The organism is Salinirubrum litoreum, from assembly GCF_020567425.1.
GTDB lineage: Archaea > Halobacteriota > Halobacteria > Halobacteriales > Haloferacaceae > Salinirubrum > Salinirubrum litoreum.
Genome location: NZ_JAJCVJ010000003.1, coordinates 154,618 through 173,491, shown reverse-complemented (window position 1 = coordinate 173,491; position 18,874 = coordinate 154,618). Strand labels below are relative to the sequence as shown.

Sequence of the window (18,874 nt, the reverse complement as noted above, 5' to 3'; positions counted from 1 at the left end):
ACCATGCCAAGACGTACAGCAACCTACCGACAGATGCAATCACTGACTAGCCCGACAGCGTCAGGGGAGCATACCGATGGGACTCGGTAACTACACCCTCAAGCGGATCCTGCTGCTCATCCCGGTGTTCATCGGGGTCACCGCAGCCGTGTTCCTGCTGTTGAAGCTCGCACCCGGCGACGCAGTCTCGGCACTCCTCCCACCGAGAGCCAGGGACCCACAGACCGTCGCGGAACTGGAGGCGCGACTCGGCCTGGATCAACCGATCTACATCCAGTATCTGAAGTGGCTCGGAAACGCCCTGCAGGGTGACCTCGGACGGTCGTTCGCCACGCGCCAGCCGGTGACCGACATGATCCTCTCGCGGCTCTGGCCCACGATCCAGATCTCCATCATCGCCTTCGTCGTGGCGTTGTTCATTGCCGTCCCGCTGGGGATTCTGAGTGCGGTGTACAAGGACGGCTGGGTCGACCACCTCAGCCGCGTCATCGCCTTCACCGGCATCAGCGTCCCGTCGTTCTGGCTCGGGATCATGGTCATCCTCGTGTTCGCGCTGTTCTGGCAGAACTGGTTCGGGGAGAGCCTGATCCCGGCCGGCGGCTACGTGGCACCGAGCGAGGGACTGGGCGACTGGTTGAACGCCGCGTTGCCCCCCGGCATCACGCTCGGTGTCGGCTTCTCCGCCATCGTGACACGGTTGACGCGGTCGGCGATGGTCGAAGTGCTCAACGAGGACTACGTCCGGACCGCCCGCGCGAAGGGTGTCAAAGAGTCGGCGCTGATCCTGGTCCACGCGCTTCGGAACGCGCTGATCCCGGTCGTCACCATCGTCGGCCTCCAGGTGGGCTTTCTGCTCAACGGCGCAGTCGTCGTCGAGCAGGTGTTCCAGTGGCCGGGGATCGGCCGACTGCTCTACCAGGCAGTACAGACGAACGACATGCCACTGATACAGGGGCTGGTCCTGTTCATCGCGGGTGTGTTCGTGATGATGAACCTCCTCGTCGACCTGACGTACGCGCTTCTCGACCCGCGGATCAAATACGACTGAACAATGGCTACTGAAACATCTACCTACGAGGAACGGTCGATCGTCGAACGCTCACAGGACTCCCTGGAGCGTGCAATCGACATCTACGGCCGCCTCGACACGAGTGCGAAAGTATCGCTCTGGATCGTCGTGGCGATCATCGTCCTGGCGATCTCTGCTCCACTGATTGCGCCCTACGGCCCCGCAGAACCGGACTACGACGCGTCGTTGGCCGGGCCGTCTTCCGACCACCCGCTCGGGACCGACCTGACCGGCCGTGACGTGTTCTCACGGATCCTGTTCGGTGCCCGTGTGTCGCTGTTGGTGGGAGTCTTCGCCGTCGGGATGGCGGTCGCGATCGGCGTCCCCATCGGCGCAGTCGGCGGGTACATCGGCGGCTGGGTCGACGAGACGCTGATGCGGCTGATGGACATCATGATGTCGTTCCCCTCGCTGGTGCTCGCACTGGCGTTGGTCGGGGCCTTGGGACCCAACCTCCGGAACGTGATCCTGGTGATCGGGATCGTGTACACACCACAGTACGCCCGACTCATACGCGGAAGCGTCCTCTCCGTGAAAGAAGAGGAGTTCGTCGAAGCCGCCGAGAACACCGGGCTCGGAGACGCGAAGATCCTGTTCAAACACGTGATCCCCAACGCGTTCACGCCGGTGCTGGTCCAGGGGACCTTCCACGTCGCGACCGCGATCATCTTCGAGGCGTCCCTCTCCTTCCTGGGACTGGGCGTCCAGCCCCCGACGGCGACGTGGGGCGTGATGATCGCCGACGGGCGGGGGTACCTCCCCGATCAGTGGTGGATCTCCACCTTCCCGGGGATCGCGATCATGATCACGGTCATGACGTTCAACCTGCTGGGTGACGGCCTGCGCGACGAACTCGACCCACGGTCGGCGACCGAGGGAGGGCCGGGCGCATGAGCGAACGAGTCGCGTCCGAGCGGACGGGCGAACACGGCGCGTACACCGAAGCCAGCGACGAGGAAGAGTTCGAGTTGATCCGCCGAGACGGCGAGCCGATCCTCTCGGTGCAGGACCTCCGCACCCACTTCGACACCGAGGAGGGGACCGTCAAGGCCGACGACGGGGTCTCCTTCGAGATCGAAGAGGGAGAGATCCTCGGACTCGTCGGCGAGTCGGGGTGTGGCAAGAGTGTCACGAGCCTCTCGATCATGCGACTACTCCAGCGTCCCGGCTACATCGCGGACGGCCGGATCATGTTCAGAGGGGAGGACCTCGCGACGAAGACGAAAGAGGAGATGCGCCGCATCCGCGGCAACCGGATGGCGATGATCTTCCAGGAGCCGATGACGGCGATGAACCCCGTCTTCGACATCGGCTGGCAGGTCGGTGAACCACTGCGCATCCACCAGGAGATGAGTCGGTCCGCCTCCCGCACGGAGGCGATCGAACTGATGCGCCGGGTCGGGATCCCCAGCCCCGAAGACCGCATCGACGACTACCCCCACCAGTTCTCCGGCGGGATGCGCCAGCGCGCGATGATCGCGATGGCGCTGGCCTGTGAGCCGGATCTGCTCGTGGCCGACGAACCGACGACCGCACTCGACGTGACGATCCAGGCGCAGATCCTCGATCTGATCCGCGAACTCAACGACCGACTCGGGATGTCCGTCCTGTTGATCACGCACAACCTCGGCGTCGTCGCCGGGACGTGTGACCGGGTGGCGGTGATGTACGCCGGCCGGATCGTCGAGTACGGCACCGTCGAGGAGATATTCAACGATCCGCGTCACCCCTACACGAAGGGACTGATCAACGCGGTTCCCGACCCGACGAGAGACGAACAGGACCTCCACCCGATCACCGGGAACGTCCCCAGTCTGGCCGACACCCCCGAGGGGTGTAACTTCGCTCCACGGTGTCCGTACGCGACGGAGCAGTGCCAGACCGACGATCCCCGACTCCGGGAGGTCGACGACGACCACTACAGTGCCTGCATCTGGGAGGACCCACTATGAGCTCCGACGCAACGACGAACGGGAGCCCCGTCGCGGACACTCACCGAACGGACGACGAGACGTTACTCCGTCTCGAGGGGCTGACGAAGCACTTCGCCGAAGGTGACACCTGGATCAACCGCCTCAGACCGGACAAGACGGTCAAGACCGTCCGGGCAGTCGACGGGGTCGACCTCGACCTGGCACAGGGAGAGATCGTCGGTCTCGTCGGGGAGTCGGGCTGTGGCAAGTCGACACTCGCGCGGACACTGTTGCACCTCCTCGATCCGACGAGCGGGAGCGTCTACTACAGAGGCGAAGACATCACGGAGTACTCCAGCTCTCAGCTTCGGGCGTTCCGCAGCGAAGCACAGATGATCTACCAGGACCCGTTCGCGTCGCTGAACCCGAGGTACACGGTCCGGCGCACGCTGACGGAACCCATGGCGGTTCACGACATTGGCGAGTCGAAACGTGATCGGGTTCGGCGAGCCGTCGAGTTGCTCGAACGCGTCGGCCTCGGCGAGGAACACCTGGATCGGCATCCACACGAGTTCTCCGGCGGCCAGCGACAGCGGGTCGCGATCGCCCGCGCACTGGCCGTCGAGCCGAACCTCCTGGTCGCCGACGAGCCGACCTCGGCACTCGACGTCTCCGTGCAGGCACAGATTCTCAACCTGATCTTCGAGCTCCAGCGGGAGATGAACCTCACCGTGTTGTTCATCACGCACGACCTCTCTGTCGTCCGGCGGATCTGCGACCGTGTCGCGGTGATGTACCTCGGCGAGATCGCTGAGATCGCGCCGACGAAACCGCTGTTCGACGCGCCGGAACACCCCTACACCCAGGCGCTGATGTCGTCCATCCCGATCCCGAACCCGGACGCGGTTCGCGAACGGATCCCCCTCGAGGGAGACGTCCCGACGCCGATCGATCCGCCGTCCGGATGTTCGTTCCACCCGCGCTGTCCGAAGGTGATCCCGCCGGAGAACTGGGAGTGGGAACACGACGCCTGGCGGCGCTTCCTCCGGTTCAAGACGCGGCTGGCGAACGGGACGATCCAGCCTGCTGCGATGCGCAAGGAGTTGGAGTCGATCCGCGAGAGTGCGACCGACGACGCGGTGATCGACGCACTGTACGACGAACACGTGGGCGGTTGGTCGGCGACCGATCTGACGTCGGACGACGACGGGACGCCCGACGACACAGAGGCCACGGAACTGCTCCCCGACGAGGTGGAGACGCTCGTCCGTGACGCCCTCGCGACGCTCGTCGACGGTCGGCAGGCCGCCGCCGTACAGGCGCTCGACGATCGGTACACGTCGGTCTGCGCGACGACCGAACCAAAGCGTATCGAGACGACGGCGGGCCACGTCACGGTCTGTCACCGCTACGACGACGACCTCCCCGGCGCGCCGCAGGGTGCGAGCGAGCGCGTGATCGCGAACGAAACAGCGACGGGGTCGGAGGACGACTGAGTGAGTATGACTCGAAACTCCGACTCACGACCGCAGCACAGATCCGAGCGCCCGGAGCGGGCTATCGACCCTGTCCTCCTCAACGCGCTGGCGGACGTCGCCAGCGACGAGCGGCGGGTACTCGCAGACGAGGCGTCCGATGCGATCGTCGGACAGGCCCTGACCGACGCGACGTCCGCTGCAGAACGTGAGCGCTTCCGGGACGTGATCGGGCGGCTCCGGACGACCGGCGAGATGAACGCCGACTCCCGTGAGGCGGTCGATACCGTCGTCGACGCCGTCCGCGACCACCTGACGGCGGCGGGAACTCGCGTCACCGTCGATCACGAGGTCCCGATCCCGGCCGACCCGGTGGAGACGGCCGTGTACGACTTCACGATGACGAGGGACGCGACCCGACTGACCGGGCTCGATCTCCCGGAGGCGGTCGGCGACCACGTCGAGGACGGAGCGCGTCTCAGCGAAGCCGGCGAGTTCGAGGCGGCCGCCGAGGCGTTCACCCGGGCCACGGACGAGGCAAAGACCGGGGACGGCTCTGTGACGGCACGCACGCTGACGGCGTGGGCACACCACTGGGCCGGAGACGACCACGCTGCCATCGACTTCGTCGAGGAGGCACTCCACCTCCACACCGACGCCTGGCTCCCGACGCTCGCCGGGTTCAGCGCCGACCCCGACCCGGCGTTCGCTCGCCCCCAGCAGTTTCGCGACGGCAAGTACGCGGCGATGGCGGCGCTGCGCTACACGGTCGACACGCCTGACGGTACGAGTCTGACGCCGGCACTGGCTCGCCGGAACGACGACGGTGAGATCGACTCGTGGGTCGAACTCGAGGGGACCGACGAGTGTACGCCGATCCACCGACTCGGGGCCGGCCCGGTCCTCCGGTTGCGCCTCACCGGTGAGGTACCGGCGTTCCCGGCGATTCACAGCTACTACGTGGGCCTCGGGATCGTGGACCTCGAAGTGACCGAACTCCGGGAGGTGTACCGCCTCTTGGTGAACGGGCCTGCCGGAGACGGCGTGACCGAGACGATCACGGTCGAACGGACCGACTGACCGCGACCGCTGTTCCACCCTCTCGGGTGGTTCTCTCACTTCACTCGGGACATTATCCGACGTGAGTGACGCTCTCTGCGGACAGTTATGCGTCTCCCATCGGTACTTCCGCTTCGATCTCGATCAGCACGGGAGAGTCGCCGAGCGGTCGCGTCCCGATCACGGTCTGACAGGGGTACGGCGCAGAGAACGTCTCGTCGTAGACGGTCTTGTACCCCGCCAGCGAGTCGTGATCGCCGATCACGTAGACGGTCACTTTCGCGACGTCGTCAAAGTCCTTGTCGACCTTGTCGAGGAGGACGCCGATGTTCTCGAACACCTTCCGACTCTGCGTCTCGAGGTCGTCGCCGACGATCTCGCCGTCTGCGTCGCGGGCGACCTGTCCGGCCATGTAGAACTGCCCGTTCTCGACGACCGCGTGGCTGTACGACGTGTCCGATAGCTCCGCTGGGCTGTAGGCTTCTCGCGCCATACTCGGTACGCGACTGCGGGCCGCTTAAATCGATCCCTCCGCAATCGACTCCCGGCCGACACGAGGCCGACGCTCACGCACCGAAGGCGTCGAGGAAGGCTTCGGTTGCCGAGGCGCTCTCTCTGAGCAACTCCCCGACTCTGTTCGTCTCGCGCCGGAGCGACGTCTCGGCGAACAGGCGGTCCCGTCCAGCGTAGTCGTCCGGGTCGCCGACGCTGGCGATCCCTGGCAGCCTGCCCTGGGGGAGTGCGCTGTCGTGTCGGTGGTCCGGGCGGGCCTTGTACAGCGCCGGGACGAGCCGGTTCCCCAGTTCGACCTGGAGGTCCTCGAACGCGTCGACGACCGTGGGATCGCCGGCGTCGTCGACGATCGAATTGGCTTCGGTGACGAGTCGTTCCAGTTCGCCCGCTTGCCGCCGGAGGTCGTCGAAGGCGGGGTGCTCGAAGCGTAACTCGTCGAGTGCGTCGCCGACCGCGGCGGCGGACTTCGCGTGATCGAACGGAGCCACGGGCGACTCACAGATCCGTGCGGCGAGTGCCGCGTACAGCTTCGTCTCCTCGTGCAGGACCGCAGGGTCGACCTTGTCGCGTGTGTCCGCGGGCGTGTGCCACCACCAGCCACCCCCGACCGGCCCACCCTCGGGCGTCTCCGGTGTGAGTCTGGCACCCGAGAGCAAGGAGACGAGCCCCGCTCCCCAGAAAGACTGATCGGAGTTTCGGCCCGGTCGGTCGTCGCCGAGCACCGACGACTCGCCCGTCTCGTCCGGGAGCGACAGGTCCGGGACCGTCGCGAGCGCGTCTCGGTGTTCGTCTTCGATCGCGGCCATGTGTTGATACCAGAGCCGCGTCGCGCCCCTGAGTCCGTTCAGATCGAGGTGGATGTACGCGAGGCCGTTCGCGCGGAGATCACCGAAGTGGTCGTCGACGAACCGCGTGCTCCCGGCGTACCGTCCGAACGAGTGGGCCGTCCAGAACCCGAACAGCAGGCCGCGACGCGGTGGTTCCTCGCGGTCGGCGAACACGCGGGCGAGTTCCAGCGTCGCGGCCACCGCGGTCGCGTTGTCCGTCACGCCCTCGTGCCACGAGTCGACGTGGTTCCCGATCACGTAGTAGCGGTCACTCGCACGCCCCTCGATCCGGCCGACGGGACACGGGAGGGTCGCTCGCCGGGTCGTGACCTCCGTCTCGACGGTCGCGGTGACCCGGTCGCGGTCGAGGTGCGTGCGGAGTCGGCTACCGGCCGACTGTGAGATCTCGACGACCGGAAGCGCTGGGATGTGCTCTGCGTCGTCGACGCCGGGCGTCCCCCAGATCGGCGTGACGATCATCTCGTGGCAGTGGCCCTCGGTCGGTGACTCGAAGACGGCCGCCCGGGCACCCGCCTCGGCCAGTCGTTCGACGGGGCCGGGTGTCGGGAGTCCAGTCGTGAACGCGATCCGCCCCTCCAGTTCTGCCGTGGCGAGCGCCGCGTCGGTCACGTCGGGCACGAAGACGACCTCTCCGTGGACGCCGGCCGGTGGCGTCTCCCCACCGAACGAGACGGTGATGATCTCGTCATCGGGGACCTGCCACTCGTTCGCCCCCGAGACGGTCATCGCCGCGTCGTCGGGATCGCTGATGTACGCCTCGTACTCCCCGTCCTCCACGTCGACTCCGTACTCCCGGAGTCGAGCGGCGACGTAGTCCGCCGCCGTCCGTTCCGCCTCGCTGCCGGAGTGGCGGGTCAGGTCGGCGAGTTCGTCGACGTGTGCGACCAGCCGCTCCCTGTCGATACGGTCGATCAGTTCCGACCCCGTCTCCCTGTCGATGGCCTCGAACATGACACACTCTGCGTGAGGAGACGGTATAAACGTCCGTCTGCTGTGGTCTCGATCGACGCCTGTTGCGGCGACACTCGGCGTCGGTGTCGGTGGCCCTCTCGGGACTCGTCGCGTATCGGAGAGATCGAGCCGCGCTCCACACTGCTGGCGGAACAACACCTTTGACACCGGGCGACGACCATCGGGCTATGACAGCCAAGACAGCCGCACTCGTGACCGGCGCGGCGAGTGGGATCGGCGAGTGCGTCGCAAGACGGTTCGCGGCCGACGACAGACACGAAGTCGTCGCCTGTCTCGACCTCGACCCGGCGGTCCACGACCTGCGCGACGACATCGGGCCGAGCGTGCACCCCTACGAGTGTGACGTGGCCGACCACGACGCGGTCGGCGACGTCGTCCAGCAGGTCGAAGCCGACGCCGACATCCTGTCGGTCGTGAACAACGCGGGCACGAGTCGGTACTTCTGGATCGGCGACCTCGAACCGGACGAGTGGGACCGGATCCTCGACGTGAACCTCACCGGCCAGTACAACGTCGCCCGACACGCGACACCGCCGATGTTCGAGCGGGAAGCGGGCTCCGTCGTCAACGTTTCGAGCGGGGCGGGTCAGCGTGGCTCCGCGAGTGGCGGCGTCCACTACTCTGCGGCCAAAGCGGGGGTCTTCGGACTCACGAAGGGACTGGCCAAGCAACTCGGCCCGCACGTCACGGTCAACTGTGTCGTCCCCGGTCTCATCGACACGCCGCTGATGTCGGAGTCCGGCCTCTGGGACGCAGCGGGGATCGCCGAGTTCGAGGAGACCCTCCCCCTCGAACGAGTCGGCGATCCGGACGAGGTGGCCCGCGTGATCGAGTTCTGCTGTGGCCCCGGAGCGTCGTACATGACCGGCAGCGTCGTGAACGTCGACGGCGGTGGTTCGCTGTCGTGATCGCCGATCCTCGCGGCGGTGGTTCGCTGTCGTGATCGGCGGTCCTCACCGCGAGTGCCGTCAGACCGCCGGCGCACCACGCCGCCACGCATAGAGTAAAGTCCCGGCCGACCGACTCTCGGACTGGTGGCACTAGAGACTGCAGGGAGCCGAGAGTCACTGATCCGCGGGTACTCCGGGCGGATGTTCGCGACCTTCACGATGGTCACGTTGTTCGGTTCGCTCGGCCGACTCGTCCTCTCACCGTTACTCCCGACGATCATCGCCGATCTGGAGATCTCCAGAGCCGCGGCGGGCGTGGGACTCACCGTCCTCTGGGCGTTCACCGCCCTCGCGCAGTTCCCCGGGGGACGGCTCTCGGACGCGCTCTCTCGAAAGACGATGCTGCTCGCGGGGCTCGGTGCCAACGTGGTCGGCTTCACGATGCTGGCCCTCTCCGACGGTTACGCACAACTGGTCGTCTCGCTGGCTATCGTCGGTGTCGGCACCGGTCTGTTCATCCCGGCGAAGTACCTGGTCCTGACCGAACTGTTCGTCGAACGCCGGGGGAGAGCCTTCGGCGTCAACTCGGCCGCCGCCGAGATCGGGGGCGTACTCGCGTCCGTCGCCGCCGTGGCCGTTCTCGCGCTCGGTGCGTGGCGAGTCACCTTCGTCCCGGTCGCGGGCATCCTCCTGCTGGGCATCCTCGCCTTCGCCGTCTGGTCGGACGAGCGGGTCACGCTGGCGCGCACGCGACTCGACGTCCGAGGCACAGCCCGTCGACTGGTCGGCAACCGCGACCTCCTGCTGCTCCTCGTGACGTTCTCGTTGTTCTCCTTCGTCTGGCAGGGTGTGACCGGCTTCCTCCCCGACTTCCTGCACGTCCACAAGGAGTTCTCACAGACGTTCGCCAGCAACGCCTTCGCCGTCCTGTTCGTCGTCGCCGCGATCGTGACTCCCGTCGTCGGGAGCCTCGGGGACCGCCTCGGGCACGCCCGCGTCGGGGTACTCACGCCACTCGTCGGGTCGGTCGGACTCGGGGTGATCATCCTCGCCGGCGACCGCGTCGGCGTCCTCGCCGGGATCGCGGTTCTCGCGTCGGGGATCGGCTCGTTCTGGCCGCTCCTGTACGCGCACCTGATGGACGCGTTACCGGATCAGGACATGGGTGGTGACTTCGGGGCGACCCGCACCGTGTTCATGGGACTGGGGAGCCTCGGCCCCGCGTACGTCGGTGTCGTCGTCGACGTCTCGGGCTACGTGACCGCCTTCGTCGGCTTCGTCGGCTGTCTCCTCGTGACGACTGCCCTCCTCGTGGCTATCGTTCGGTCTGCCTGACCCGGCCGGGGAGGGCGTGGGACTGAACGGCCCGCCCGACGACACTCACTCGGCGAGAAAGCCCGTGACGACGTCCACCCAGCGGTCGCGCTGGTCTGTCATCACGTGGTGGAGTGCGTCCTGCCAGATGTGGATCTCGGCGTCCTTCATGTCGTGAAACATCGCCATCGGATCGTCGAGTTGCTCCATGTCGGCGAAGTACGCCTCGATCTCGCGCTGTTTCGCCTCGTTGTCCTCGTAGTGTACGCGGGGGAAGATCTCCGGCGTCGTACTGTACGTCAGCAGGCCGGGTTGGTCGAGTTCCGGTGCCCAGTAGTCGATCAGTCGGTCCTCGTAGAAACTGACCGACCGGTCGGTCGTGTACATCTCGTGGCGCGCGTTGTTGTACTCCCAGCACCGCGACTCGATCTCGTGGAAGCGCTCGACCTTCTCGTCGGTGATGGGCCCGGCGAACAGCGGGTGGTTCTCCGGTTCGACGAGGTGGTGATCGCGGAACGCCTCCAACCCCTCCCGGGTGCTCTCCATCGTCGGTTCGGTCGTGTGGAGATCGCCAGAGGGCTCCTCGGGACGCGGGGTCCGGGAGTTCACGACGACGACCTTCTCGACGAGATCCGGGCGGGTGAGTGCGATGTAGATGGTGCCGAACATCCCCTCGCTGTTGCCCGCCAGCGTGACCGGGCCGACGTCGTGTGCCTCCAGAAAGTCGATCAGGAAGTCGGCGCGCGTTCGCGGTTCGAAGAAGTCCTCGTTCGGGAGGTCGGTGAAGCCGAAGCCGGGTTGGTCGATCGCGATCACCCGACAGTGTTCGGCGAGCGGTCGGATGACCGCGCCCCAGTTGAGTTCGGCCGAGGAGGTGAGTCCGCCCCCGTGGATCGGGACGATCGGTGTTCCCTCGCCCACGTCGTAGAAGTGGGTTCGGACGCCGTCTACCTCGGTGTACTGTTCGTGTGCCAGCAGTTCGTGCCATTCGTCGCTCATGAGTGTGTGTGTGTGAATCGACCGCATACGCCTCGTCACGGCCGGGTGTCTAAGCTGTTCCGGGCCGCAGATCGGTGCCGGTCACGCGGCGAGTCACGACCCGCTGGCAGCGACCGGCGTCACCGCGTGACGAAGCCCGAGACGACCTCGACCCACGCGACTGCCTGATCTGTCATCACGTGGTGGTCGGCGTCGTGCCAGACGTGGAGTTCCGCCGTCGGCATCGTCTCGAACAGGTGAACACCCATGTCGAACCCTTCGTCTCGCTCGTAGGCGTCTATCGTCTCCGGGTGCACGGTCACGAGTTTCTTCGCCGGGTCGTCGGCCGGTTCCTCGCGCCGCCGGGGCCACCCCTCGTACGGGCGGGTGCTCCAGGTGATCAACGCCGGTTGCGCGACGTCGGACGCCGCCGCCGTGATGTGCTCGCCGCCGTACGAGAGTGCCTCGTTGAGCGACTCCGCAGAGGTCTGGAGTCGGTCACTCCGCGCGTTCGTCCACTCCCAGTTCCGCCGTTGTATCTCGAACACCCGGTCGACGGCGGTCTCGGGGATACCGTCTCTGAACAGCGGATGGTTCTCCGGGCGGATCAGGTGGTGGTCGCGGAACCCTTCGAGAAACTCGCGGGCTCCGTCCCTCGTCGGTTGCTCCGAGCGGAGACTGCCCGGAACCTCCTCGGGTGTGAGTTTCCGCGACGCAGAGCCCGCGTTGACGACGACCAGTTTCTTGACGAGGTCGGGATACTCGAGCGCCAGATACACCGCCTGGTAGCCGGCCCGACTGTTCCCCGCGACGGTGATCGAGTCGACGCCGATCTCACGGCAGAAGGCCGCGACGAAGTCGGCCCGTTCACGAGGGAGGTGGTCCCGCTCCCCGCGCGGATCGGTGAAGCCGAACCCCGGCTGATCGAGTGCGATCACCCGGCAGTGTTCGGCGAGTGGGTCGATCACCGCGCCCCAGTTGAGTTCTGCACAGGAGGTGAGTCCGCCCCCGTGGAGGAGGACGAGCGCCTCGCCCTCGCCCTCGTCGTAGTAGTGCGTCTCGATGCCGTCGACGGAGACGGTCTTGCCCCGGTCCAAGAGGTCGTGCCACTGGTCGGTCATGTGAACGACAGCACCGACGCGAGGCGGTGTGCTAAACCTTCCGCCCCCGGCGACCCACGCCCGTCGTCACTCGTCGTCACGGTGTGTCGGGTCGTCGTCGGCATTCCCGTCCGCCGACGCTGCCTTCGCGGCGTTGTTCGCCGCGATCTCTCCGAGCAGCGCTCCGACCTCCTCGACGAGGAACTCGTAGATGGCCGCCCCTTTCTCGGCGCTCGCGAGGGTGGGGTCGCCGGTCGTTCCGGGGCCGGTCTGTGCGTCTGCGGCCCGGTAGACGGACAGCGGCCCGTGGCTGAAGAAGTCGTGGAACGCCCCTTCGTACCCACCCTTCGGTTCCTCGCGGTAGTCGACGGCGTACTCGTCTTCACGCACGAGGTCGGGTGCAAGGTGGAGGATCAGCGAGGTCTCGAACTCGCCGGCGTGGCTCATGCCGCCGTACCGACTCTCCCGGATCTCCTCGGCGATCGGTTCGGCGAGGAAGTAGTACGTCGTCGCGAGCACCTCGACCGCCGGGTGTGCGGTGCCGACGGTCTTCGTCGCGGCGTTGACGATCGCCGAGTTGCCGCCGTGTCCGTTCAGGAAAAAGATGGCGTCGAAGCCGTTCTGGAGCGCCGAGCGAGCGATCTGGTTCAACACCGAGAGCATCGTCGCGACCTCGATCGTGATCGTCCCGCCCCAGTGGAGGTGGTGGTCCGACGACCCAGTCCACACCGGCGGCGTCACGAGGACCGGCACGTCCTCCGCGGCCGCGACAGACGCTCCGCCGCGCGCCACCGCGTCCGCGAGGACGATGTCGGTCGCGACCGGCATGTGGGGCCCGTGTTGTTCGATACTGCCGACGGGAACGACCAGTACGGACCCGTCGGTCTCGCCGACCGACCGGATCTCCGGGTACGTCTTCCCGGCCCACGAGACGTCGTCGACACTGAGACCGTCGTAGCTCATACCCGACACTGCGCGGAGTGGGCTCTTAGCTTTCACCCCACCCGGGGCCACTGCGGGAGTAGAACTATGTCGGGGCGACCAGAATCTCGGGCCGATGGACGACGAACGACCGACACGCCACCGAACGGTGGACCCAGGCGAGTGTCTATGCGGTTCGCAGTGAACGTCCCCACGAGCGGTGGGACGTCGGAGTACTCGACGTTGCCGTTCTGTTCGGGGATCGACTGGCCGACACAGCGGGCGTACGGCCTCGCCGCCGAGTCGCTCGGGTTCGACGGACTCGGCGTCCCGGATCACCTGATGACGGGGGACGGCGCGACGACGGAGTGTCTCGCGACGGTCACGGCGCTGGCAGCCGAGACCGACGAGGTGACGCTGTTCCCGAAGACCGTCAACGACGTCCTCCGGCACGGCCCGTTGCTCGCGAAGCAGGCCGCCACGATCGACGGGATCAGTGACGGCCGACTCAAACTCGGCGTGGGCGCGGGGTGGAAGGCGGACGAGGCCGTCGCGTTCGGCTACGACTGGCCGGACGCGCCCGACCGCCTCCGGGCGATGGAGGAGACGATCGAACTCACGAGACGACTGTGGACCGGCGAGGCGGTCGACTACGACGGCGACTACTACACGCTCGACGGGGCAGTCTGCCGACCCCGGCCGGTTCAAGAACAGGGGCCGCCGATCATGATCGGCGGAGGCGGCGAGGAGTTCACGCTCCGGATCGCCGCGAAACACGCCGACGAGTGGAACTACTGGGGGCCGACGTCGGTGATGGAACGGAAACTCGACGTGTTGGCGTCCCACTGTGAGACGTACGGGACCTCCTTCGAGGAGATCGACGTCTCGTGGTTCGCCCGCTGTCTCGTCCGGGAGTCAGACGCGGAGGTCGAAGCGCTCCTCGACGACGCCCCCCGGTTCCGGGACCCGCCAGACGACGATCCGATGAGCGACTACCACAACCTGATCGGGACGCCCGCACAGATCGCGGCCGACATCGAGCGGTTCGCGGCGATCGGCGTCGACGAGGTCGACCTCGAGTTCGTCGACTTCCCCGACACGCGCGGCATGGAACTGTTCGCAGACGAGGTGCTCCCGGCGCTCGGGTGAGCCACTCTCGTCGGTGACTCTCTACGACCACATCGACCGTCTGGCGTCGGTCAGTCGTGGAGCCACGCCTCGATCCGATCGAACGCCGTGTCGATCCGGTCGGTCGAGTTCGAGTAGGCGATCCGGAACCGACGCTCGGACCCGGGACCGAACACCGTTCCCGGCACGGTCGCGACCCCCGCCTCGCGGAGGAGTCTCGTGGTGAACGTCTCGGCGTCTTCGAACTCGTCCGGGATGGTCGGCATCGCGTAGAAGGCCCCCGCCGGTTCCGGCACCGACAACTCCGGGATCGCGGCGATCCGGTCGACGACCCGGTCGCGCCTCGCGGCGAACGCGTCGACGAGCGGTCGCCAGAGCGACGCGTCGTTCAGTGCTCTGACGCCGCCGTGCTGGACGAACGAGGGCGCACAGGTGGTGGTGTACTGTCGCACCCGGATGATCGGGTCCACCAGTTCTCTCGGTGCGGCCAGATAGCCGAGCCGCCAGCCGGTCATCGAGTAGGCCTTCGAGAAGCCGTTCACCGTCACAGTCCGATCGTACAGGCCGTCGACGGCCGCGAGGCTGTGGTGGGGCTCGTCGTAGGTGATCTTCTCGTAGATCTCGTCGGAGAGCACGTAGAGGTCCTCCTCGACGGCGACGTCGGCGATGGTCGCGATACTCTCCGGCGTGAGCACGCTGCCGGTCGGGTTGTGCGGCGAGTTCACCACGAGGAGTGCGGTGTCGTCGGAGACGGCCTCCGAGAGCGAGTCGCCGTCCGGTTGGAACCCCCGTTCGGGGTCGAGACGGTATCTGACCGGGGTGGCACCAGCCATCCGGATCGCGGGCTCGTAGGTCCAGCAGATGTCGGGGATCAACACCTCGTCCCCGACGTCCACCAGCGCCAGGATGGTGATCAGGACCGCCTCCGTCGCGCCCGTCGTCACCACGATCTCGTCGTCGGCACTGTACTCGAGTCCGTTCTCGCGCTCGAACTTCTGCTGGATCTCCTCGCGGAGCGGGTCGATCCCCCAGTTCGACGTGTAGTGGACTTCACCCGCCGAGAGCGCCTCGATCGCGGCCTGCTTGATCGGTTCCGGGGTGTCGAAGTCCGGGCGGCCGATCTCCAGGTGGGCGATGTCACGCCCCTCACTCTCCAGTCGGTTACACTCCTCGAAGACGTCTCTGATACCCGAAAACGGGATGTGCTCCATCCGGTGTGCGAACATGTGCTTCGAGTAGAGCACTTCGGCCACTACTATATCAATCTAAGTTCTGCAGCGGCGTCTCCCGCCGAACGGGGCGAGTGTCTCGGAACCGAGCGGCGAGGCGGTTCACACGTCTCGGACGAGTCCCGCCGAGTGGCGTGAACCCTGCCGACCGGCCGAGGCGCACCCGCCAGTTGGTTTTATGTCGCTTCCCCGGACAGGGTAGCTATGACCGGCCCGGAGACGACACCGTTCGAGCGACTCCTCGACCGTTGGGAGCGTATCGCCGCTCTGGAAGACGCCCGACTCCTGTTGAACTGGGATCAGCAGGTGACGATGCCACCGGGGGGTGGCCCCGCACGGGCCCAGCAGTTCGCGGCGATCGAGTCGGCCAAACAGTCGCTCAAAGCTGGCTCGACGACGGCGGAGTTGCTGGGGGCCGTCGACACCGACTCGCTCGACGACGCCCAACGGGCGGTTCTCCGTGAGATCCGACGCGAGTACGAGCGTGACGCGCAGGTCCCCGACGCCCTCGTCAGAGAACTCTCGGAGACCAAGTCCGACGCGTACAGCGCCTGGATCGAGGCGAAGGAGGCCGACTCGTTCGAGACGTTCGCGCCCGCGTTGAGAGACCACGTCCGTCTCCAGCGTGACCGCGCGGAGTGCATCGATCCCACGGCCGATCCGTACACGGTACTGCTCGCCGACGGTGCGCCGTACATCGACGCCGAGCGTATCGACGCCATCTTCGACCGACTGCTCGACGAACTCGTCCCACTCATCGAGTCGATCCGGAACGCGGACCGGGACCTGCCGGCCGACACCTTCGCCCTCGACGTCGACGAGTCCACGCAGATGGAACTGTGTGAGGCGGTGCTCGACCACCTGGGGTACGACTGGGAGCGCGGCCGACTGGACACGGCCCCACACCCTTTCGACGGCCTGACACAGTACGACGCCCGGATCACGACGCGGTTCGACACCGACGACCCGACGGCCGGGTTGTTGTCTGCGATCCACGAGTTCGGCCACGCCACGTACAACCTCGGACTGCCAGACGACCAGTACGGCAGTCCGCTCGGCCGAGCACGCGGACACGCGGTCCACGAGTCGCAGTCCCGGTTCTGGGAGAACCACGTCGCACGCACGGACGCGTTCTGGGAACAGATGCTACCGCTACTCCGGGAACACGTCCCGGCACTCGAGGACGTCTCCTCCCGGGAGGCGTCCGAAGCCGTCAACCGGGTCGAGACGGCGAACCCGATACGGGTCAGCGCCGACGAACTCAGCTATCACCTCCACATCGTGGTCCGACACCGGACGGAACGACGACTCCTCGCGGGCGACCTCCGTGTCTCCGAGGTGCCGGCGTTCTGGAACGACACCTTCGAGTCGTTGCTCGGGGTCCGCCCGGCCACCGACGCCGACGGCTGTCTCCAGGACGTCCACTGGACGACGTCGTTCGGCATGTTCCCGAACTACACGCTCGGGAGCGTCCTCGCCGCACAGTTGGCTGCGGCGATGGAACGGGACCTCGGACCGATCGACCGACTCGTTCGCGAGGGCGCGTACGACCGGATCCACGAGTGGCTCACCGACCGCGTCCACCGCCACGGCCAGCGCTACGAGACGGACGAGTTGATCGAGCGGGCGACCGGCGAACCGCTGACGGCGGACTACTTCGTTGAGTACGCCCGCGAGAAGTACGCCGACCTCTATCGCCTCTAAGCGGCGGATTCCGGGTTTACCCATAGATTTATAGACGATATTCCCGATTGTCACGATTGCGTGGTAACTAATGGCAAGCAGAGATAACGACAGTCCCCGAGTGAGTCGAAGACGTCTCCTGTACGGGACAGGTGCCCTCGGAACGGCAGGACTCCTCGCGGGATGTACCGGCGGGGACTCACCCGACGGCGAACAGACCGATGGAGCGAATCAGGCCGGAGACTCGACGGAGAGCGACGACACCGACGAGACGACCGCAGCCCAGTCCGGCGGCGAACTCGTGATCGGCCAGACGAAGGGGCCGATCGAGTTCGACCCGATGGTCGTGAACGACATCCCGTCGATCCAGGTGCTCCGCCGGGTCTTCAGTCCCCTGTACACGTTCGGCGAGGGGTTCGATCCGGTACCGCACATCGCCGCCGACGCTCCCGAGGTGAGTCGAGAGGGGAGCCGTTACGTCGTCCCGTTGAAGTCCGGACCGACGTTCCACAACGGCGACCCGGTGACGGCAGCGGACGTGAAGTACAGCTTCGAGGTCCCCGTCACCGAGGAGACACCGAACGCGGGACAGGTCAACATGATCGACGCCGTGTCGATCGTCGACGACCAGACGGTCCAGTTCGACCTGAAGTACCCGTACGCAGCGTTCCAGACGGCCCTGGTCTGGGAAATCGTCCCGAAGGCCGCCCGCGAGGCTGACAAACAGGCGTTCAACACCGACGAACCGATCGGCTCCGGACCCTTCCGGTTCGAGAGTTGGACGCAGGGCGACTACGTCGAACTCACGCGGTGGGACGACTACTGGGGGACGACAGCCGACGTCGAGACCGTCCGGTTCACCCCGATCACCGAACCGACGACCCGGGTGACCGTCCTCCGGACCGGCGACGTGGACATGTTCCAGGGCGTGCCGCCCAAGACGTGGACGACCGTCGAGAACATCGAGAACACCGAGATCCAGTCCCAACTGGGTGTGAACTACTACTACGTCGGCTTCAACTGCAAGGCGGGCGCGGCCGCCGATGCACTCGTTCGCGAGGGCGTCGACTACACGGTCGATCTCGATCGTGCCGTCGAGAACTTCATCGAACCGGCCGGCGAGCGCATGTACAGTCCCGTTCCACAGACGCTCGCAGAGCAGTGGGAGTTCCCGCTCGACGAGTGGCAGTCGATGGCGACGGGGAAGGACATCGACGAGGCGAAACGGCTGTTCGACGAGAGCGACGCCTTCACCGAGGACGACGAACTCACGATCATCGTCCCGCCGGACGACAAACGCGAGAGCATCGGGATCTCCATCGCAAACGGCGTCAACGAGACCGGCTACAACGCGAGCGTCCAGCGACTCGACTGGGGGGCGTACCTCGACAACTACATCTCCGGCGACCCGGACGCCTACAACGTGTTCGTCCTCGGATCGGGAGGCGGTGCCGACCCCGACGACATCCTCTACTACCTGTTCACCCACGAGATGATCGGCGTCTCGAACGGGACGTTCTACCGGAACGAGACGATGGACGACGCGCTGATGACCGCCCGGCAGATCACCGACCGCGAGCGCCGCCGGGAACTGTACATCACGGCGATCGAGGAGATTCTCTCCAATCGCGTCCACCTGCCGGTCTACGGACTCCGCGAGACGTGGGCCGTCTCCGACTACGTCGAGAACTACAGTGTCCACCCGTACGGCCAGTGGAACCCGCGACTGGTCGCACCGTACGGGACGGTCGGCGTCGACAACTAGATCGGACTCGCGGCGAC

The 18,874-nt window shown here is 66.4% G+C and carries 16 protein-coding genes; 10 read left to right on the top strand and 6 right to left on the bottom strand.

Features of this window, described 5'->3' with window-relative positions; genetic code table 11:
• Nucleotides 1-76: 76 nt before the first annotated feature.
• Genes LI337_RS16730 through LI337_RS16710 form a run of 5 tightly spaced genes read left to right on the top strand, consistent with a single transcriptional unit; the run spans nt 77 to nt 5,537 of the window.
• Nucleotides 77-1,048: an ABC transporter permease gene (locus tag LI337_RS16730; protein WP_227231057.1), complete on the top strand. Its 972-nt coding sequence runs from the start codon at nt 77-79 to the stop codon at nt 1,046-1,048.
• A gap of 3 nt (nt 1,049-1,051) precedes the next feature.
• Nucleotides 1,052-1,963 (top strand): ABC transporter permease, encoded by a 912-nt coding sequence (locus LI337_RS16725; RefSeq protein WP_227231056.1) that lies wholly within the window; start codon nt 1,052-1,054, stop codon nt 1,961-1,963.
• Nucleotides 1,960-3,021, top strand: a complete 1,062-nt coding sequence (locus LI337_RS16720; RefSeq protein ID WP_227231055.1) for an ABC transporter ATP-binding protein — start codon at nt 1,960-1,962, stop codon at nt 3,019-3,021. Before LI337_RS16725 ends, LI337_RS16720 begins: the two co-directional genes overlap by 4 nt.
• Nucleotides 3,018-4,478 carry an ABC transporter ATP-binding protein gene (locus tag LI337_RS16715; protein ID WP_227231054.1) on the top strand — a complete coding sequence of 487 codons (1,461 nt, stop codon included), beginning with the start codon at nt 3,018-3,020 and terminating at the stop codon, nt 4,476-4,478. The genes LI337_RS16720 and LI337_RS16715 overlap by 4 nt, the downstream gene beginning before the upstream one ends.
• Before the next feature lie 6 nt (nt 4,479-4,484).
• Nucleotides 4,485-5,537, top strand: a complete 1,053-nt coding sequence (locus tag LI337_RS16710) for a hypothetical protein (RefSeq protein WP_227231053.1) — start codon at nt 4,485-4,487, stop codon at nt 5,535-5,537.
• A gap of 85 nt (nt 5,538-5,622) precedes the next feature.
• Here LI337_RS16710 and LI337_RS16705 read toward each other — a convergent pair whose 3' ends face one another.
• Together LI337_RS16705 and LI337_RS16700 are read right to left on the bottom strand one after the other, a co-directional pair.
• The gene (locus LI337_RS16705; RefSeq protein ID WP_227231052.1) at nt 5,623-6,009 is read right to left on the bottom strand and encodes a RidA family protein; all 387 of its coding nucleotides are present in this window, start codon (nt 6,007-6,009) and stop codon (nt 5,623-5,625) included.
• Between the two features lie 73 nt (nt 6,010-6,082).
• Nucleotides 6,083-7,828, bottom strand: a complete 1,746-nt coding sequence (locus tag LI337_RS16700; protein WP_227231051.1) for a M28 family peptidase — start codon at nt 7,826-7,828, stop codon at nt 6,083-6,085.
• 188 nt (nt 7,829-8,016) lie between these two features.
• On the opposite strand from LI337_RS16700, the gene LI337_RS16695 reads away from it, so the two are divergent.
• Complete coding sequence (locus LI337_RS16695) at nt 8,017-8,757, top strand: SDR family NAD(P)-dependent oxidoreductase (protein WP_227231050.1); 741 nt, start codon at nt 8,017-8,019, stop codon at nt 8,755-8,757.
• A 126-nt stretch (nt 8,758-8,883) separates the two neighbouring features.
• Nucleotides 8,884-10,074, top strand: coding sequence for an MFS transporter (locus LI337_RS16690; RefSeq protein WP_227231049.1), 1,191 nt, complete (start codon nt 8,884-8,886; stop codon nt 10,072-10,074).
• Between the two features lie 45 nt (nt 10,075-10,119).
• Here the strand turns inward: LI337_RS16690 and LI337_RS16685 are convergent, their stop codons facing one another.
• From LI337_RS16685 to LI337_RS16675, 3 genes are all read right to left on the bottom strand, one after another.
• Complete coding sequence (locus tag LI337_RS16685; RefSeq protein WP_227231048.1) at nt 10,120-11,052, bottom strand: alpha/beta hydrolase; 933 nt, start codon at nt 11,050-11,052, stop codon at nt 10,120-10,122.
• Between the two features lie 119 nt (nt 11,053-11,171).
• The gene (locus tag LI337_RS16680) at nt 11,172-12,152 is read right to left on the bottom strand and encodes an alpha/beta fold hydrolase (protein WP_227231047.1); all 981 of its coding nucleotides are present in this window, start codon (nt 12,150-12,152) and stop codon (nt 11,172-11,174) included.
• 66 nt (nt 12,153-12,218) lie between these two features.
• A complete protein-coding gene (locus LI337_RS16675; protein ID WP_227231046.1) occupies nt 12,219-13,094 on the bottom strand; it encodes a creatininase family protein in 876 nt (291 codons plus the stop codon).
• Between the two features lie 147 nt (nt 13,095-13,241).
• Between LI337_RS16675 and LI337_RS16670 the strand changes: the two genes are divergently transcribed.
• Nucleotides 13,242-14,201, top strand: coding sequence for an LLM class flavin-dependent oxidoreductase (locus tag LI337_RS16670; RefSeq protein WP_227231045.1), 960 nt, complete (start codon nt 13,242-13,244; stop codon nt 14,199-14,201).
• Between the two features lie 50 nt (nt 14,202-14,251).
• On the opposite strand, the gene LI337_RS16665 is transcribed toward LI337_RS16670, so the two are convergent.
• The gene (locus LI337_RS16665; RefSeq protein WP_227231044.1) at nt 14,252-15,433 is read right to left on the bottom strand and encodes a pyridoxal phosphate-dependent aminotransferase; all 1,182 of its coding nucleotides are present in this window, start codon (nt 15,431-15,433) and stop codon (nt 14,252-14,254) included.
• A gap of 180 nt (nt 15,434-15,613) precedes the next feature.
• Between LI337_RS16665 and LI337_RS16660 the strand changes: the two genes are divergently transcribed.
• Nucleotides 15,614-17,113, top strand: coding sequence for a carboxypeptidase M32 (locus LI337_RS16660; protein WP_227231043.1), 1,500 nt, complete (start codon nt 15,614-15,616; stop codon nt 17,111-17,113).
• A 100-nt stretch (nt 17,114-17,213) separates the two neighbouring features.
• A complete protein-coding gene (locus LI337_RS16655; RefSeq protein ID WP_227231042.1) occupies nt 17,214-18,857 on the top strand; it encodes an ABC transporter substrate-binding protein in 1,644 nt (547 codons plus the stop codon).
• The last annotated feature ends 17 nt before the right edge of the window (nt 18,858-18,874 follow it).

Bases quoted from the DNA above. Each gene is read 5' to 3' on its own strand.
- LI337_RS16730 (WP_227231057.1), top strand. From the start codon at position 77: ATGGGACTCGGTAACTACACCCTCAAGCGGATCCTGCTGCTCATCCCG.
- LI337_RS16725 (WP_227231056.1), top strand. From the start codon at position 1,052: ATGGCTACTGAAACATCTACCTACGAGGAACGGTCGATCGTCGAACGC.
- LI337_RS16720 (WP_227231055.1), top strand. From the start codon at position 1,960: ATGAGCGAACGAGTCGCGTCCGAGCGGACGGGCGAACACGGCGCGTAC.
- LI337_RS16715 (WP_227231054.1), top strand. From the start codon at position 3,018: ATGAGCTCCGACGCAACGACGAACGGGAGCCCCGTCGCGGACACTCAC.
- LI337_RS16710 (WP_227231053.1), top strand. From the start codon at position 4,485: ATGACTCGAAACTCCGACTCACGACCGCAGCACAGATCCGAGCGCCCG.
- LI337_RS16705 (WP_227231052.1), bottom strand. From the start codon at position 6,009: ATGGCGCGAGAAGCCTACAGCCCAGCGGAGCTATCGGACACGTCGTAC.
- LI337_RS16700 (WP_227231051.1), bottom strand. From the start codon at position 7,828: ATGTTCGAGGCCATCGACAGGGAGACGGGGTCGGAACTGATCGACCGT.
- LI337_RS16695 (WP_227231050.1), top strand. From the start codon at position 8,017: ATGACAGCCAAGACAGCCGCACTCGTGACCGGCGCGGCGAGTGGGATC.
- LI337_RS16685 (WP_227231048.1), bottom strand. From the start codon at position 11,052: ATGAGCGACGAATGGCACGAACTGCTGGCACACGAACAGTACACCGAG.
- LI337_RS16680 (WP_227231047.1), bottom strand. From the start codon at position 12,152: ATGACCGACCAGTGGCACGACCTCTTGGACCGGGGCAAGACCGTCTCC.
- LI337_RS16675 (WP_227231046.1), bottom strand. From the start codon at position 13,094: ATGAGCTACGACGGTCTCAGTGTCGACGACGTCTCGTGGGCCGGGAAG.
- LI337_RS16670 (WP_227231045.1), top strand. From the start codon at position 13,242: ATGCGGTTCGCAGTGAACGTCCCCACGAGCGGTGGGACGTCGGAGTAC.
- LI337_RS16660 (WP_227231043.1), top strand. From the start codon at position 15,614: ATGACCGGCCCGGAGACGACACCGTTCGAGCGACTCCTCGACCGTTGG.